At 68.1% G+C, this 13,480-nt stretch carries 14 protein-coding genes; 8 read left to right on the top strand and 6 right to left on the bottom strand.

The genetic code is table 11. From position 1 onward, the window contains the following. Positions 1-30: 30 nt before the first annotated feature. The 3 genes from ACP156_RS05045 (at position 31) to tpiA (ending at position 1,571) form a co-directional block, all read left to right on the top strand. Positions 31-411: a HesB/IscA family protein gene (locus ACP156_RS05045; RefSeq protein WP_425050215.1), complete on the top strand. Its 381-nt coding sequence runs from the start codon at positions 31-33 to the stop codon at positions 409-411. Beyond that, a complete protein-coding gene (locus tag ACP156_RS05040) occupies positions 408-731 on the top strand; it encodes a TfoX/Sxy family protein (protein ID WP_425050214.1) in 324 nt (107 codons plus the stop codon). Before ACP156_RS05045 ends, ACP156_RS05040 begins: the two co-directional genes overlap by 4 nt. Positions 732-818: 87 nt before the next feature. After that, positions 819-1,571: a triose-phosphate isomerase gene (gene tpiA / locus ACP156_RS05035; protein WP_425050213.1), complete on the top strand. Its 753-nt coding sequence runs from the start codon at positions 819-821 to the stop codon at positions 1,569-1,571. Positions 1,572-1,821: 250 nt separating this feature from the next. Here the strand turns inward: tpiA and purF are convergent, their stop codons facing one another. Both purF and ACP156_RS05025 read right to left on the bottom strand, forming a co-directional pair. Then, positions 1,822-3,273, bottom strand: a complete 1,452-nt coding sequence (gene purF / locus ACP156_RS05030; RefSeq protein WP_425050212.1) for an amidophosphoribosyltransferase — start codon at positions 3,271-3,273, stop codon at positions 1,822-1,824. 182 nt (positions 3,274-3,455) lie between these two features. Then, the gene (locus tag ACP156_RS05025) at positions 3,456-3,674 is read right to left on the bottom strand and encodes a hypothetical protein (protein WP_425050211.1); all 219 of its coding nucleotides are present in this window, start codon (positions 3,672-3,674) and stop codon (positions 3,456-3,458) included. 142 nt (positions 3,675-3,816) lie between these two features. Between ACP156_RS05025 and ACP156_RS05020 the strand changes: the two genes are divergently transcribed. After that, on the top strand, positions 3,817-4,992 hold the full coding sequence (locus tag ACP156_RS05020; protein WP_425050210.1) for an alpha/beta fold hydrolase: 1,176 nt from the start codon (positions 3,817-3,819) through the stop codon (positions 4,990-4,992). Between the two features lie 206 nt (positions 4,993-5,198). Here ACP156_RS05020 and ACP156_RS05015 read toward each other — a convergent pair whose 3' ends face one another. After that, positions 5,199-5,753: a CvpA family protein gene (locus ACP156_RS05015; protein ID WP_425050208.1), complete on the bottom strand. Its 555-nt coding sequence runs from the start codon at positions 5,751-5,753 to the stop codon at positions 5,199-5,201. Between the two features lie 29 nt (positions 5,754-5,782). Then, entirely contained in the window at positions 5,783-7,144 is a 1,362-nt protein-coding gene (gene radA, locus ACP156_RS05010) for a DNA repair protein RadA (protein WP_425050207.1), read from the bottom strand. A 160-nt stretch (positions 7,145-7,304) separates the two neighbouring features. Between radA and ACP156_RS05005 the strand changes: the two genes are divergently transcribed. Continuing rightward, positions 7,305-7,598, top strand: a complete 294-nt coding sequence (locus tag ACP156_RS05005; protein ID WP_425050206.1) for a hypothetical protein — start codon at positions 7,305-7,307, stop codon at positions 7,596-7,598. A gap of 88 nt (positions 7,599-7,686) precedes the next feature. On the opposite strand, the gene ACP156_RS05000 is transcribed toward ACP156_RS05005, so the two are convergent. Then, complete coding sequence (locus ACP156_RS05000) at positions 7,687-8,280, bottom strand: biotin transporter BioY (protein ID WP_425050205.1); 594 nt, start codon at positions 8,278-8,280, stop codon at positions 7,687-7,689. Positions 8,281-8,501: 221 nt separating this feature from the next. On the opposite strand from ACP156_RS05000, the gene ACP156_RS04995 reads away from it, so the two are divergent. From ACP156_RS04995 to ACP156_RS04985, 3 genes are all read left to right on the top strand, one after another. Continuing rightward, positions 8,502-9,155, top strand: coding sequence for an SDR family NAD(P)-dependent oxidoreductase (locus tag ACP156_RS04995; protein WP_425050204.1), 654 nt, complete (start codon positions 8,502-8,504; stop codon positions 9,153-9,155). A 103-nt stretch (positions 9,156-9,258) separates the two neighbouring features. Then, complete coding sequence (gene pepN / locus ACP156_RS04990) at positions 9,259-11,835, top strand: aminopeptidase N (RefSeq protein WP_425050203.1); 2,577 nt, start codon at positions 9,259-9,261, stop codon at positions 11,833-11,835. Continuing rightward, positions 11,832-12,581, top strand: a complete 750-nt coding sequence (locus ACP156_RS04985) for an SDR family oxidoreductase (RefSeq protein WP_425050202.1) — start codon at positions 11,832-11,834, stop codon at positions 12,579-12,581. The genes pepN and ACP156_RS04985 overlap by 4 nt, the downstream gene beginning before the upstream one ends. Before the next feature lie 107 nt (positions 12,582-12,688). Here ACP156_RS04985 and ACP156_RS04980 read toward each other — a convergent pair whose 3' ends face one another. Then, a complete protein-coding gene (locus ACP156_RS04980; RefSeq protein ID WP_425050201.1) occupies positions 12,689-13,477 on the bottom strand; it encodes an FAD binding domain-containing protein in 789 nt (262 codons plus the stop codon). Positions 13,478-13,480: the final 3 nt, after the last annotated feature.

Raw genomic sequence — 13,480 nt, 5'->3', positions numbered from 1 at the left:
AGGGGCAGAATAGGAAAGGACAGGCGCGACATGTTCGGCATTCCCGGCAAACAGGCTGTCAGCATCACTCCGAAGGCGGCGGCACAGATCTCCAAGCTGATGGCGAAGGACGGCTCCAAGGGGCTGCGGATCGGCATCAAGAAGGGCGGCTGCGCGGGCATGGAATACACCATGGAATACGTCGCCGACGTCGACCCCAACGACGAGGTCGTGGAACAGGACGGCGCCGTGGTGATGATCGCACCGATGGCCCAGATGTTCCTGTTCGGGACCGAGATCGATTACGAGGTCTCGCTGCTGGAGGCGGGCTTCAAGTTCCGCAACCCGAACGTGGCCGACGCCTGCGGCTGCGGCGAGTCGATCAAATTCAAGGACGTCGACGAACTGGCGGCCGAGCGCGCCGCCGAATGAGCCTGTCGGACGAAGAGGTCGCCTTCGCACGCGAACTCTTCTCCGGTCTGGGCGACGTCACCACCCGCCGCATGTTCGGCGGCATGGGGATCTACCACGAAGGCACGATCTTCGCGCTGATGCGCAGCGACGGCGTTCTGCTGCTGAAGGGCGCGAACGGCTTCGGCGAGGTGCTGGAGGCCGAGGGCTGCGAGCGCTGGACCCACACCCGCAAGGACGGCACCGCCACCGCGATGCCCTACTGGACCCTGCCCGACGCCGCGCTGGACGACCCCGAGATCGCCTGCGACTGGGCGCGGCGGTCGCTCGCCCATCTCTGACACACCGCGCTCTGCGGCACCTTTCCCCCTTCCGACCCGACCGTTAACCGGCTACCCAAGACGCGAGCATTTGCAGGGAGCCATCACATGACCGCACGGAAACTCGCCGCCGGAAACTGGAAGATGAACGGCCTCGCCGCCGACCTCGCCGAGGTCGAGGCCCTGGCCAAGGCCCACCCCTCGCCCGCTGTCGACGTGCTGATCTGCCCGCCCGCGACGCTGATCGCGCCGATGTGCACCCGCATCGCCGGATCCGCCATTGCGGTCGGCGGGCAGGACTGTCACGCCGTCGAGAAAGGCGCGCACACCGGCGACATCTCGGCGCAGATGCTGGCGGACGCGGGCGCGACGAACGTCATCCTTGGCCATTCGGAACGCCGGACCGATCACTACGAGACCGACGCCAGCGTCCGCCTGAAGACGCAGGCCGCGTGGTCGGCGGACCTCGTCGCCATCGTCTGCATCGGCGAGACGCTGGGCGAGCGCGAGGATGGCGAAACGCTGGACATCGTCGGCGGCCAGCTTGCGGGCTCGCTTCCCGACGGCTGCACCGCCGCGAACACCGTGGTCGCCTATGAACCCGTCTGGGCCATCGGCACCGGCAAGGTTCCGACACTCGACCAGATCGCCGAGGTTCACGACTTCCTGCGGGCGCGACTGGAAGAGCGTTTCGGCGCCGAGGGTGCTGGCATTCCGCTTCTGTACGGCGGCTCGGTGAAGCCCTCGAACGCGGACGAGATCTTCGGCGTGTCGAACGTCGACGGCGCGCTGGTGGGCGGCGCCTCGCTGAAGGCGGCGGATTTCGGCGGGATCATCGAGGCGCTGGAACGGGCGGAGTAGTCTGCGAAGCCGCGCAGCGTCGGGCCGCGGTTCGGCGATCTGACCCGGAGATATGGCACTTTATGGTCGCCAAGACCCTCTGACCATTCAGTATCGCGATGCACTCGGCCAAATCGCCGGGCCGGGGGGCGGCCCGACGATGCGCGGCGGCCCTGCGGGCCGCTGTCTCGCGCCGAAGCAAACACACAGCCAAACAAAAAGCGCGCCACGGCGGAACCGGGCGCGCCCTGATCTTTGAAGCTGAAGCCGCCTACTCTGCCGCTTTCAGCTCGAACCCCCGCTCGATCATGTCCGCAGGCTCGACCGGGTACTCCCCCGAGAAACAGGCGTCGCAGAACTGCGGCGAGGCCGGGTCGCGGCCCTTCACCTCGCCCGCGGCGCGGTACAGGCCGTCCAGCGAGATGAACCGCAGCGAATCCACACCAAGGTGGTCGCGCATCTCGTCCTCGCTCATGGTGGCGGCCAGCAGCTTGGACCGTTCGGGCGTGTCCACGCCGTAGAAGCAGGGCCACGCGGTCGGCGGCGAGGCGATACGGAAGTGGACCTCCTTCGCGCCTGCGTCGAGGATCATCTGCTTGATCTTCAGCGACGTGGTCCCGCGCACCACCGAGTCGTCGACCAGGATCACCCGCTTTCCCTCGATCAGGGCGCGGTTGACGTTCAGCTTCAGCCGCACGCCCATGTTTCGGATCTGCTCGGTCGGCTCGATGAAGGTCCGGCCCATGTACTGGTTGCGGATGATCCCCATGCCGTAGGGAATGCCGCTTTCGAAAGAATAGCCGATGGCCGCGGGCGTGCCGCTGTCGGGCACCGGGCAGACCAGATCCGCCTCGACCGGTGCTTCCTTGGCCAGTTCGATGCCGATCTGGCGGCGCGTCTCATAGACGGAACGGCCGCCCAGGATCGAATCCGGGCGGCTGAAGTAGACCTGCTCGAAAATGCAGAAGCGCGACTTCTTGCGCTCGAACGGATGGAAGCTTTCCACGCCCTTCGACGTGATGACCACCATCTCGCCCGGCTCGATCTCGCGGATGAACTCGGCGCCTATGATGTCCAGCGCGCAGGTCTCGGACGACAGCGCATAACCGTCGCCGACCTTGCCCAGAACCAGCGGCCGCACGCCCAGCGGGTCGCGCACGCCCATCAGCTTGGTGCGGGTCATCGCGACGACCGAGAACGCCCCCTCGACCCGTCGCAGCGCATCCTTCATCCGCTCGGGGATGGTGCGTTGCAGAGACCGGGCCATCAGGTGAATGATGCACTCGCTGTCCGACGAAGACTGGAAGATCGAGCCACGCTCGATCAGTTCGCGCCGCAGCGCGTCCGCGTTGGTGATGTTGCCGTTATGGGCAATCGCCACGCCACCGACCGAGAACTCGCCGAAGAACGGCTGCACGTCGCGGATCTGCGTGGCGCCCTTCGACCCGCTGGTCGAGTAGCGCACATGCCCGATCGACAGCGCGCCCGGCAGCGTCTCCATCAGCGACGCCTTGGTGAAATTGTCGCGGACATAACCGAACCGGCGGGCGGAATTGAATCCGCTGTCGGGATGGTAACTGACGATGCCCCCGGCTTCCTGACCCCGGTGCTGCAACGCGTGCAGGCCAAGGGCAACGAAGTTGGCGGCGTCGGCCACGCCGATCACGCCGAACACGCCGCATTCTTCATGCAGTTTGTCGTCGTCGAAGGGGTGGCGAGGCATCCTGTCGTCAAGAGACAGGGGGCGGGAGGTCTCACGCATCTCAGCGGGGCTCCGAATCCGGTGGCAGCGGTTGCCCCTCACATAGAGGCTCAGGACGAGCCTGTCACGGTGCGATCACCGAATTGCGACAGTTCTACGACAATCGTGGCCCCCGCGGCCTACTGCCGAAACCGCCGCGCGCGTCAGGCGCGGCCGCCGAAGACGGGCAGCAGAACCAGCAGCGCGGCCAACAGCGCAAACGGCCCGCGGCCCTTGTGGGCAAGGCCGGACGCGGCCCCGGCGGCGGCCCCCGAGGCAGCCCCGGTGGCGGCGCGGCTGCGGGCGATGCGGCCCTGCTGCATGTGGTAGGCGGTGTCGATGGACCCGTCGGGGCGGCGGCGAATTTTGATCTGGTCGGTCATCGCAAATCTCCTTTGCTCTGGGAACAACCCTGCGCCTTTCCCGCCCCGCGCGCTTGAAGACGGTCTTGGGATTCCCTTTAGATGTCTGAAGAAGCACCCGGAAAGGCTTGAGACCCCCGCCCGCCCCACGCATTCTGCCCCCATGCGTATGAGTTTCGCCGACTGCGAGCTGGACCTCGCCCAACACAGCCTGCTGCGCGGCGGGGCGCCGGTGCATGTCGAGCCGCAGGTCTTCGATCTGATCGCCTGCCTTGTCGCCGCGCGCGGCGCGCTGGTGACCTATGACGACCTGATCGCGCAGGTCTGGCAGGGCCGCATCGTGTCCGACGCCACCATGGCCGCCCGGATCAGCGCGGCGCGGGCGGCGGTGGGCGACGACGGGCGGCGGCAGGCGGTGATCCGCACCCTGCCCCGCCGTGGCGTGCAACTGGCGGTGCCGGTGGCGGGCGGCGATTCGCCGAAGGGCGCGACCGCGCGGCGGCAGTCGATCCGCTACACCACCTCGCGCGACGGCACCGCAATCGCATGGTCCGAAACCGGCGAGGGCCCGCCCCTGCTGCGCGGCGGCCATTGGCTGAGCCACCTCGAATACGACTGGGACAGCCCGGTCTGGCAGCCGGTGCTGGACGACCTGTCGCGCGGCCGGCGGCTGATCCGCTACGACCCGCGCGGGACCGGCCTGTCCGACCGCGTTCTGAACGATGCGGATGTCGAGAAACTGGCCGACGATCTGGAAGCGGTGGCCGACGCCGCCGGGCTGGACCGCTTCCCGCTGTACGCCATCTCGCAGAGCGTGCCGGTGGCCATCGCCTTCGCCGCCCGCAGGCCCGAACGCGTCAGCCGCATGGTGCTGGTCAACGGGCTGGTGCAGGGCAGCACCGCCGCCGGCGACAAGGCCCGGACCGACACCATCGTCGGCATGATCCGCAGCGGCTGGGCGGTGCCCGGCTCGGCCTTCATGAAGGCGGTCGCCACGGTGTTCATGCCCCGTGCCACCCCCGAGGAACTGGCGAGTTTCGAGGAAATGCAGGGCCTGTCCGCCAGCGCCGACATCGCCGCGGACATCCGCACCGTCATCGCAGAGATCGACGTGCGGGACAGGCTGGAAAAGGTCACCTGTCCGGTGCTGGTCATGCATTCGTCGGGCGACTCGGTGCAGGATCCGGAACAGTCCAAACTGCTGGCGCGGCGGCTACCGGATGCCGAATACCAGCTGCTCGACTCGCCCAATCACGTGCTGGTGCCCAGCGACCCGATGTGGGCGCGCTGCGCCAAGGAAGTGGACCGCTTCCTTGCCGCGGAGACCGTCGCCGGCTGAGTGGGCGGTCTTGCTGGTCTAGCCAATTTGGAGCTGTGATGGGGGGCTCTGCCCCCCGTCGCACCGCAGGTGCGCCTAGTCAACGGCGATGGGGGCTCTGCCCCCGTCGCACCGCAGGTGCGCCAAGAAGACAGCGATGGGGGCTCCGCCCCCGTCGCGTTCCGCGACTCCCCCGAGGTATTTTGGAAGAGAAGAAGCCCCGGGGTTTATTCGGTGCAGTTCGAGACCAGCGTCTCGTAGCGCGACACGATCCAGCCCGGAGCGTCGTCGGGGATCTGGTTGTCGATGTCGCCGCGAACCCGCTCGAAGATTTTCGCGGTGCGGCTGTTGTCGACCATCGCGATTTCCTCGCTGACGACGACGCGGTCGTAGACCACCAGCGCCACAGCGACCAGAAGAAGGCCGCGCAGCACGCCGAAGAAGAAACCGAGCCCGCGATCGAGCCCCCCCAGCGCCGAGCGCTGGACGACGCTGGCGAACAGCGGCGTGAACAGCGATACCAGCACCAGCGCGATGGCGAAGACCGCCGCGAAGGCCGCGATGATCGACAGCTCGCAGCTGTCGCGCAGGTAGTCGCCCACGTAGGGGATTTCCTTGACCAGCGGTTCCGCCTTGGCGGCGAAGAGGAAGGCCAGCACGGCGGCGATGATCCAGCCGATGATCGCCATGGCCTCGCGCACGAAGCCCCGCGAATAGGCCAGAATGGCCGAAATGATGATCACAGCCGCGACGACGCCGTCGACAATAGTGAAGCCGTCCATGCCTTCTCCTGCCCGTCTTTCCTGGGGCGTCAGCCCGCTCCGAAAATCTCGCCCACAACCTGGGCAAGGTCGGCCATCGGCCGCAATTGCATACCCGTACCGCCGGCCTTGCTGCTTTTGGGCACGATGGCGGTGCTGAAACCAAGTTTCGCCGCTTCTTTCAACCTGTTTTCCGCCTGACTGACCGGACGCAGGGCTCCGGATAGGCTGATTTCGCCGAAAACGACACAATCTGCGGGCAAAGCCGCGTCTTCCCGCGCAGAAAGCAACGCTGCGGCAACCGCCAGATCGGCGGCCGGTTCGCCGATCTTCATGCCGCCCGCGACGTTCAGATAGACGTCGAGACCCGCGAAGGGAATGCCGCAGCGCGCCTCGAGCACGGCAAGGATCATCGCCAGCCGCCCGCCGTCCCAGCCCACGACCGAACGGCGCGGCTGGCTGTGGGGCGTCGGCGCGACCAGCGCCTGCAATTCGGTCAGCACCGGGCGCGTCCCCTCGATCCCGGCGAAAACGGCAGAGCCCGGCGCGGGCTCGCCGCGTTCGGACAGGAACAGCGCCGAGGGGTTCGGGACCTCTTGCAGCCCGCCGCCGGTCATCTCGAACACGCCGATCTCGTCGGCGGGGCCGAAGCGGTTCTTCACCGCGCGCAGAATGCGGAACTGGTGGCCGCGCTCGCCCTCGAAGTACAGCACCGTGTCGACCATATGCTCGACCACGCGGGGGCCGGCGATCTGGCCTTCCTTGGTGACGTGGCCCACAAGGATGACGGCGGTGTTCCGGCGCTTGGCGAACTGGGTCAGCTCGTGCGCGGCGGCGCGCACCTGCGTCACCGAGCCCGGCGCGCTGTCGACGTTGTCGGCCCACATCGTCTGGATCGAGTCGATGATCGCCAGCTGCGGCTTTTCGGTTTCCAGCGTGGTCAGGATATCGCGCAGGTTCGTCTCGGCCCCCAGCCGCACCGGCGCTTCGGCCAGCCCCAGCCGTTGCGCGCGCATCCGCACCTGCGCCGAAGCTTCCTCGCCCGAGATATACAGACACTTCAGCCCCCGCCGTGCGAAGGCCGCGGTGGCCTGCAGCAGCAGCGTCGACTTGCCGATGCCCGGATCGCCCCCCACAAGGATCGCCGACGCGGGCACCAGTCCGCCGCCCAGCACGCGGTCGAGTTCCTCGATGCCGCTGGTGGCGCGCGGTGGCGGCGCTTCTTCGGTGGCAAGGTCGGTCAGCACGACCGAGGCCCCGCGCGAGGCGCCCAGCGACTTGCCCGAGGGCCCCGCCGACAGCGGCGCCTCTTCCTGGATCGTGTTCCATTCGCCGCACGCTTCGCAGCGGCCGGACCACTTGGTGTAGGACGCGCCGCAGTTGGCGCAAACGAAGGCGGGAGACTTGGCCATGGCCGCTTTCTGCCCGCCCCGCGCGGCGGCTGCAAGCGCCCCGGCGCGGCGGGTTTCCGCCGGACGCGCTTTACACCCGCGCGGCGCGGGTCTAGGTGGCGCGGCTTCCCGGCGCATTTCGGCCGGGCACCACCAATCACGGAACGTACAGGACAGACTCATGACGACGCCGAAACTGGCGCGGGACGCCGGGTATCCGCAGTCCAAAGTCACCTCGCCCGCAGGGGCCACCGCCACCCGAAGCGACGTGTTGCAGGGCAAGGGCCCGTTCCTGCTGGGTATCGCCGGCAAGACGACCGACCCGCGGGCGATCCTTCTGATGAAGACCGGCGAGGTGATCCGGGCGGGCCGCGGCGACCGCACGCCCAGCGGAACGGTGCTGGCCATCGGCGCGGATCAGGTGCAGCTGAAGACGAGCTTCGGGCACGTTCTGGCGCTGACGCTGGCAGAGTAGACAGGCCAGGGCGGCGCCGGGTCGCCCGCCTGAAACGCAAAAGGCCCGCCGGAACCGACGGGCCTTTCACCGAATTTCTGACGTTGGATCAGGCCTTGCGCGACTTCAGCGCGGCCCATGCGCCCGAGACGACCATCGCGGCGATGGCGGCCTTGATCGCATCGCCCAGCAGGAACGGGCTGACCCAGCCGGCCCAGATCTTGGCGGCCGAGGTGCCGACCCAGGCGGCGTCCACACCGAAGACCGAGGCGACGCCCATCGGCCAGGCCACGCCCGGCAGGTACATCGCGGCGCCGGCGACCAGCGCCACGGCGAAGGTCGACAGGAAGCCCTTGGTCCAGCCACGGTCGGCGGCGAAGCCCGCGATCCACGCGGTCAGCACGAAGCCCAGCAGGAAGCCGCAGGTCGGGCCGAAGAAGTAGGCGGCGCCCGCGCCACCGTTCGAGAACACCGGAAGACCGGCAAGACCCTCGGCGAGGTAGGCCACCAGCGTCGCGGCGCCAAGACGCGCGCCGAAGGTCAGGCCGACCATCAGGATGGCCAGCGACTGCAGGGTGATCGGCACCGGCCACATCGGCACGGCGATCTGCGCGGCGATACCGATGAACGCCGACCCGCCCACGATCAGGGCGATGTTCTTCAGAAGGGTCCGTTCACCCAGCGCGGCTTGGGTAAGGGTCATGGGGCACTCCTCGTTGCAAGTGTCTCTTGGTTAAAGGACGTTCTGCGGCGCGGCGCGAGGCAAGTCAAGCACGGCGCGGGTTTCCTGCCTGCCATGATCCGTCCCGATGCGCCCCTTGTCGAGGCCCGCCGCCCCCGCGTTCCACCCCGTGAAACGGCGCCGACGTCGCGGGGCCGCGTTCCTCTCTTGACCTTTCCCCCGCCCCGCGACACACCACGCGCGTGACTGACAAAGCCGAAAAAATCGCGCTCGTAACGGGCGCCTCCCGCGGGCTGGGCGCTGCCTTGGCCGAAGCCCTTGCGGCCACCCATCACGTGATCGCCGTGGCGCGCACGACGGGCGCGCTGGAGGAACTTGACGACCGCATTCAGGCCGCCGGGCATCAGGCCACGCTTGCGCCGATGGATGTGACCGTGCCCGACGCCATGGCGCACCTGTGCCGCTCGGTCTACGACCGCTGGGGCGGCATCGACCTGTGGGCGCATACCGCGGTCCACGCGCCGCCGCTGTCCCCCGCCGATCATGTCGACGGCAAGGACTTCACCAAGACGATGACGGTCAACGTCACCGCCACTTCGGTGCTGATCCCATACGTCTCGCCCCTGCTGAACCGTCCCGGCGCGCAGGCGTTGTTCTTTGCCGACGACCACGCGGGCGAGAAGTTCTTCGGCGCTTATGCCGCGTCCAAGCAGGCGCAGATCGCGCTGGCCCGGGCGTGGCAGGCCGAGACCGAGGCGATGGACCTGACCGTCCGCATCCTTCAGCCGCAGCCGATGCCCACCGCCGTCCGCGCCCGGTTCTTCCCCGGCGAGGACCGCAGCGCGCTGGCCGATCCGCGCGACGAGGCGAAGCGGTTGCTCGACGGGTTGGTCTGAGACCGCCACCTTCCCGCGACGCCACCCGCCTACGGCCATTGAAGCCTGCCGGTCCGCCGACTACCTTGCCCCGAAACCGGAACGGATGAAGGCAGGATACGGCATGAAGGACGCAAGCCCGCAGGCGGTCTATCTCTCGGATTACACACCGCCCGCCTATCTGGTGGACAAGGTCTCGCTGGTGTTCCGGCTGGACCCGGCGGCCACCCGCGTTCTGTCGCGGATCGAGTTCCGCCCGAACCCCGACGCCGCCTCTGGCCAGCCGCTGAAACTTGACGGCGAGAAGCTGAAGCTGATCGGCGCGGCGGTTGCGGGCGAAGCGCTGCAGGACGGCGAGCATTCCCTGACCGATACCGCCCTGACGATTCCGGCCAGCCGTCTGCCCGACGGCCCGTTCGTGTTCGAGGCCGAGGTCGAGATCGACCCCTCCGCCAACACCGCGCTGGAGGGCCTGTATATGTCGAACGGCATGTATTGCACCCAGTGCGAGGCCGAGGGCTTCCGCCGGATCACCTATTACCCCGACCGCCCCGACGTGATGGCGCCGTTCCATGTGCGGATCGAGTCGGACATGCCGGTGCTGCTGTCGAACGGCAACCCCGGCGACAGCGGCGACGGCTTTGCCGAGTGGACCGATCCGTGGCCCAAGCCCGCCTACCTGTTCGCGCTGGTCGCGGGCGATCTGGTGGCCGCGAAGGACAGCTTCACCACCCGTTCCGGCACGCCGGTCGAACTGGGCATCTGGGTGCGGCCCGGCGACGAGGGCAAGTGCGACTATGCGCTGGACGCCCTGAAACGGTCGATGAAGTGGGACGAGGATGTCTATGGCCGCGAGTATGACCTCGACGTGTTCAACATCGTGGCGGTCGACGACTTCAACATGGGCGCGATGGAGAACAAGGGGCTGAACATCTTCAACTCCAAATACGTCCTCGCCAGCCCCGCCACGGCGACCGATACCGATTACGAGAACATCGAGGGCATCATCGCCCACGAGTATTTCCACAACTGGACCGGCAACCGCATCACCTGCCGCGACTGGTTCCAACTGTGCTTGAAGGAAGGTCTGACGGTCTTCCGCGACCAGCAGTTCTCGGGCGACATGCGGTCGAAGCCAGTCAAGCGCATTCAGGACGTGCTTCAGCTTCGCGCCCGCCAGTTCCGCGAGGACAACGGCCCGCTGGCGCACCCTGTGCGTCCCTCGTCCTATATCGAGATCAACAACTTCTACACCGCCACCGTCTACGAAAAGGGCGCCGAGGTGATCGGCATGCTCAAGCGGCTGGTGGGCGATGACGGCTATGCCAAGGCGCTGGACCTGTATTTCGACCGCCACGATGGCGACGCCGCCACGATCGAGGATTGGCTGGCGGTGTTTCAGGATGCCACGGGCCGCGACCTGTCGCAGTTCGGACGCTGGTACACGCAGGCAGGCACTCCGCGCGTGTCGGTGACGGACGACTTCAAGGACGGCACCTATACCCTTCACCTGAAACAGGAAACACCCGCCACTCCCGGCCAGCCGGCGAAGCAGCCACAGGTGATCCCGGTGGCGGTGGGGCTTCTGAACCCCAACGGTGACGAGGTGCAGCCGACCACCGTGCTGGAACTGACCGAAGCCGAGCAAAGCTTCGCCTTCGACGGCCTCTCTGCCAAGCCGGTGCCGTCGATCCTGCGCGGCTTCTCGGCCCCGGTGATCCTTGACCGCAAGACCACGACCGAGGAACGCGCCTTCCTGCTGGCCCACGACACCGACCCGTTCAACAAGTGGGAAGCGGGCCGCGCGCTGGCCAAGGACGTGCTGGCCCGCATGGTGACCGAGCGCGCCGCGCCCGGACCCGCCTACCTCAACGCGCTGGAACGCGTGGCACGCGACGACACGCTCGACCCGGCGTTCCGCGCGCTTGCCCTGCGGCTGCCGTCCGAGGACGACATGGCGCAGACGCTGTTCGACGCGGGCGTGACGCCGGACCCGCTGGCGATCCACGATGCCCGCGAGAAGCTGATGCTGGCGCTGGCCGAGCATCTGTCCGCGTCGCTCCCCCGCCTGTACGAGGCGATGAACATCCCCGGCCCCTACTCGCCCGACAGCAAGGCCGCCGGGTGCCGCGCGCTGCGCCAGACCGCGCTGGCGATGCTGGCCCGGCTCGACGACGGCAAGACGGCGGCGAAGCAGTTCCGCGACGCCGACAACATGACCGAGCAACTGGGCGCGCTGGGTGTGCTGCTGAGCGTCGGCCACGGGCAGGAAGAACTGGGCACCTTCTACCGCCAGTGGCAGTCCGACCGGCTGGTGATCGACAAGTGGTTCGCACTGCAAAGCTCTACCGCCGCCCCCCGCAAGGCGGCGGACACCACGCTGGCGCTGACCCGGCATCCCGATTTCGACTGGAAGAACCCCAACCGCTTCCGCTCGGTCATCGGCGGGCTTGCGATGAACGCCGCCGGGTTCCACGATCCGTCGGGAGCAAGCTATGAACTGGTGGCCGACTGGCTGATCCGGCTTGATCCGATGAACCCGCAGACGACCGCAAGGATGAGCACCGTGTTCGAAACCTGGAGACGCTACGACGCCGACCGGCAGGCGCTGATCCGCGGCGCGCTGGAACGGATCGCAGCCACCCCCGGCCTGAGCCGCGACACGACCGAGATGGTCGGCCGCATCCTGGGGTCGGCATGACCCGGCCCGCGGTTCTGATCACCGGCGCAAGCTCGGGCATCGGTGCGGCGACGGCGCGGCTGTGCGCCGAGGCGGGCTGGGACGTGGGCATCGGTTTCCGCAGCGAGCGCGCCGGGGCCGAGACGACGGCAGAGGCTGTCGAGACCGCCGGGGGCCGCGCCGTTCTGTTGCAGGGCGACGTCGCGGACCCAGCCGGCATCGAGGCGGTCTATGCCGGGTTCGACGCCGCTTTCCCGGTGATGAGCGGTCTGGTCAACAACGCGGGCATCGTGGATGTCAGCGCGCGGCTGGACGAGATGTCGCCCGAGCGCATCGCGCGCATGATGGCGGTCAACGTCACCGGCGCGATGCTGGTGGCGCAGGGCGCGGTGAAACGCATGTCCACCCGCCACGGCGGCACGGGCGGCGCGATCGTCAACATCTCTTCGGTGGCCGCCAAGATCGGGTCGCCCGGTCTGTTCGTGGACTACGCCGCCTCGAAGGGCGCCATCGACACCTTCACCCGCGGCCTTGCGCTGGAAGTCGCCGGAGAGGGCATCCGCGTGAACGGCGTGCGCCCCGGCATGATCTACACGCCGATCCACGCCAAGGGCGGCTATGCCGACCGGCCCAAGGAACTGGCCCACACGATCCCGATGCAGCGGATCGGCGAGCCGGAAGAGATCGGCGAGGCGGTGCTGTGGCTGCTGTCGGACAAGGCCAGCTATGCGACCGGCACCACCTTCGACGTCAGCGGTGGGCGGTAGCCGCCGCGCGGGGTCGCCGCGCTTCGGCGATGCGCGGCCTACATGAGACACAAAACGGCCCGCCGGCTTTTGCTGACGGGCCATTTTCATTCATCTGAAGGCAGGGCTTACCCGGCGGCGGTGACGGCCCGCTTGGTCATCACCTTCACCAGATGCGCGCGGTAGGCCGGGGTGCCGTGGATGTCGCCGATCATGCCATCGGCATCGACCGACAGCCCGTCAACCGCGCCCGCCGAGAAGTTCGACGACAGCGCCTCTTCCGCCTCGGTCCAGCGGAACACGCCCTCTTCCGACGCGCCGGTGATCGCCACCCGCACCCCGTCCGAGGTCTTCGCCACGAAGGCCGCCGTCAGCGGGAACCGCGACGCGGGCTGCGCGAACTTGGCATAGGCCGCCTTCTCGGGGATGTTGAACTTGACCGCCGTGATCAGTTCGCCCTCTTCCAGCGCCGTGGTGAACATGCCCTGAAAGAAGTCGTCCGCCGCGATCTCGCGCGTGTTGGTCACCACCACGCCGCCCGAGCCAAGCAGGCCAGCCGGATAGCACGCCGCCGGGTCGTTGTTGGCCAGGCTGCCGCCCACCGTGCCACGGTTGCGCACCGCCGGGTCGCCGATGCCGCCAGCCAAAGCCGCCAGCGCCGGATAGCTCGACGCAGCCTCGGCGGCCACGGTGCCATGGGTGGTCGCACCTCCAACGGTCAGAACGCCGCCCGAAGCGCTGACGCCCTTCATCGACGCGATACCCGAGGTCGACACCAGCGTGCCCGGCATCGCCAGACGCTGCTTCATCGTCGGGATCAGGGTCTGGCCGCCGCCAAGGGGCTGCGCCTCGTCGCCGGACAGCGCCGCGACCGCTTCTTCGACCGTCGTTGGTTTCACCAGTTCGAAGTCGTACATCTC

It is taken from the genome of Psychromarinibacter sp. S121, assembly GCF_049801035.1.
Taxonomy (GTDB): Bacteria; Pseudomonadota; Alphaproteobacteria; order Rhodobacterales; family Rhodobacteraceae; genus Psychromarinibacter.
This window is presented reverse-complemented; position numbering and strand designations above follow the sequence as displayed.

What these genes read in the sequence shown, in the direction of transcription:
- ACP156_RS05045 (WP_425050215.1), top strand. Translation starts at nt 31, where the DNA reads ATGTTCGGCATTCCCGGCAAACAGGCTGTCAGCATCACTCCGAAGGCG.
- ACP156_RS05040 (WP_425050214.1), top strand. Translation starts at nt 408, where the DNA reads ATGAGCCTGTCGGACGAAGAGGTCGCCTTCGCACGCGAACTCTTCTCC.
- tpiA (WP_425050213.1), top strand. Translation starts at nt 819, where the DNA reads ATGACCGCACGGAAACTCGCCGCCGGAAACTGGAAGATGAACGGCCTC.
- purF (WP_425050212.1), bottom strand. Translation starts at nt 3,273, where the DNA reads ATGCCTCGCCACCCCTTCGACGACGACAAACTGCATGAAGAATGCGGC.
- ACP156_RS05025 (WP_425050211.1), bottom strand. Translation starts at nt 3,674, where the DNA reads ATGACCGACCAGATCAAAATTCGCCGCCGCCCCGACGGGTCCATCGAC.
- ACP156_RS05020 (WP_425050210.1), top strand. Translation starts at nt 3,817, where the DNA reads ATGCGTATGAGTTTCGCCGACTGCGAGCTGGACCTCGCCCAACACAGC.
- ACP156_RS05015 (WP_425050208.1), bottom strand. Translation starts at nt 5,753, where the DNA reads ATGGACGGCTTCACTATTGTCGACGGCGTCGTCGCGGCTGTGATCATC.
- radA (WP_425050207.1), bottom strand. Translation starts at nt 7,144, where the DNA reads ATGGCCAAGTCTCCCGCCTTCGTTTGCGCCAACTGCGGCGCGTCCTAC.
- ACP156_RS05005 (WP_425050206.1), top strand. Translation starts at nt 7,305, where the DNA reads ATGACGACGCCGAAACTGGCGCGGGACGCCGGGTATCCGCAGTCCAAA.
- ACP156_RS05000 (WP_425050205.1), bottom strand. Translation starts at nt 8,280, where the DNA reads ATGACCCTTACCCAAGCCGCGCTGGGTGAACGGACCCTTCTGAAGAAC.
- pepN (WP_425050203.1), top strand. Translation starts at nt 9,259, where the DNA reads ATGAAGGACGCAAGCCCGCAGGCGGTCTATCTCTCGGATTACACACCG.
- ACP156_RS04985 (WP_425050202.1), top strand. Translation starts at nt 11,832, where the DNA reads ATGACCCGGCCCGCGGTTCTGATCACCGGCGCAAGCTCGGGCATCGGT.
- ACP156_RS04980 (WP_425050201.1), bottom strand. Translation starts at nt 13,477, where the DNA reads ATGTACGACTTCGAACTGGTGAAACCAACGACGGTCGAAGAAGCGGTC.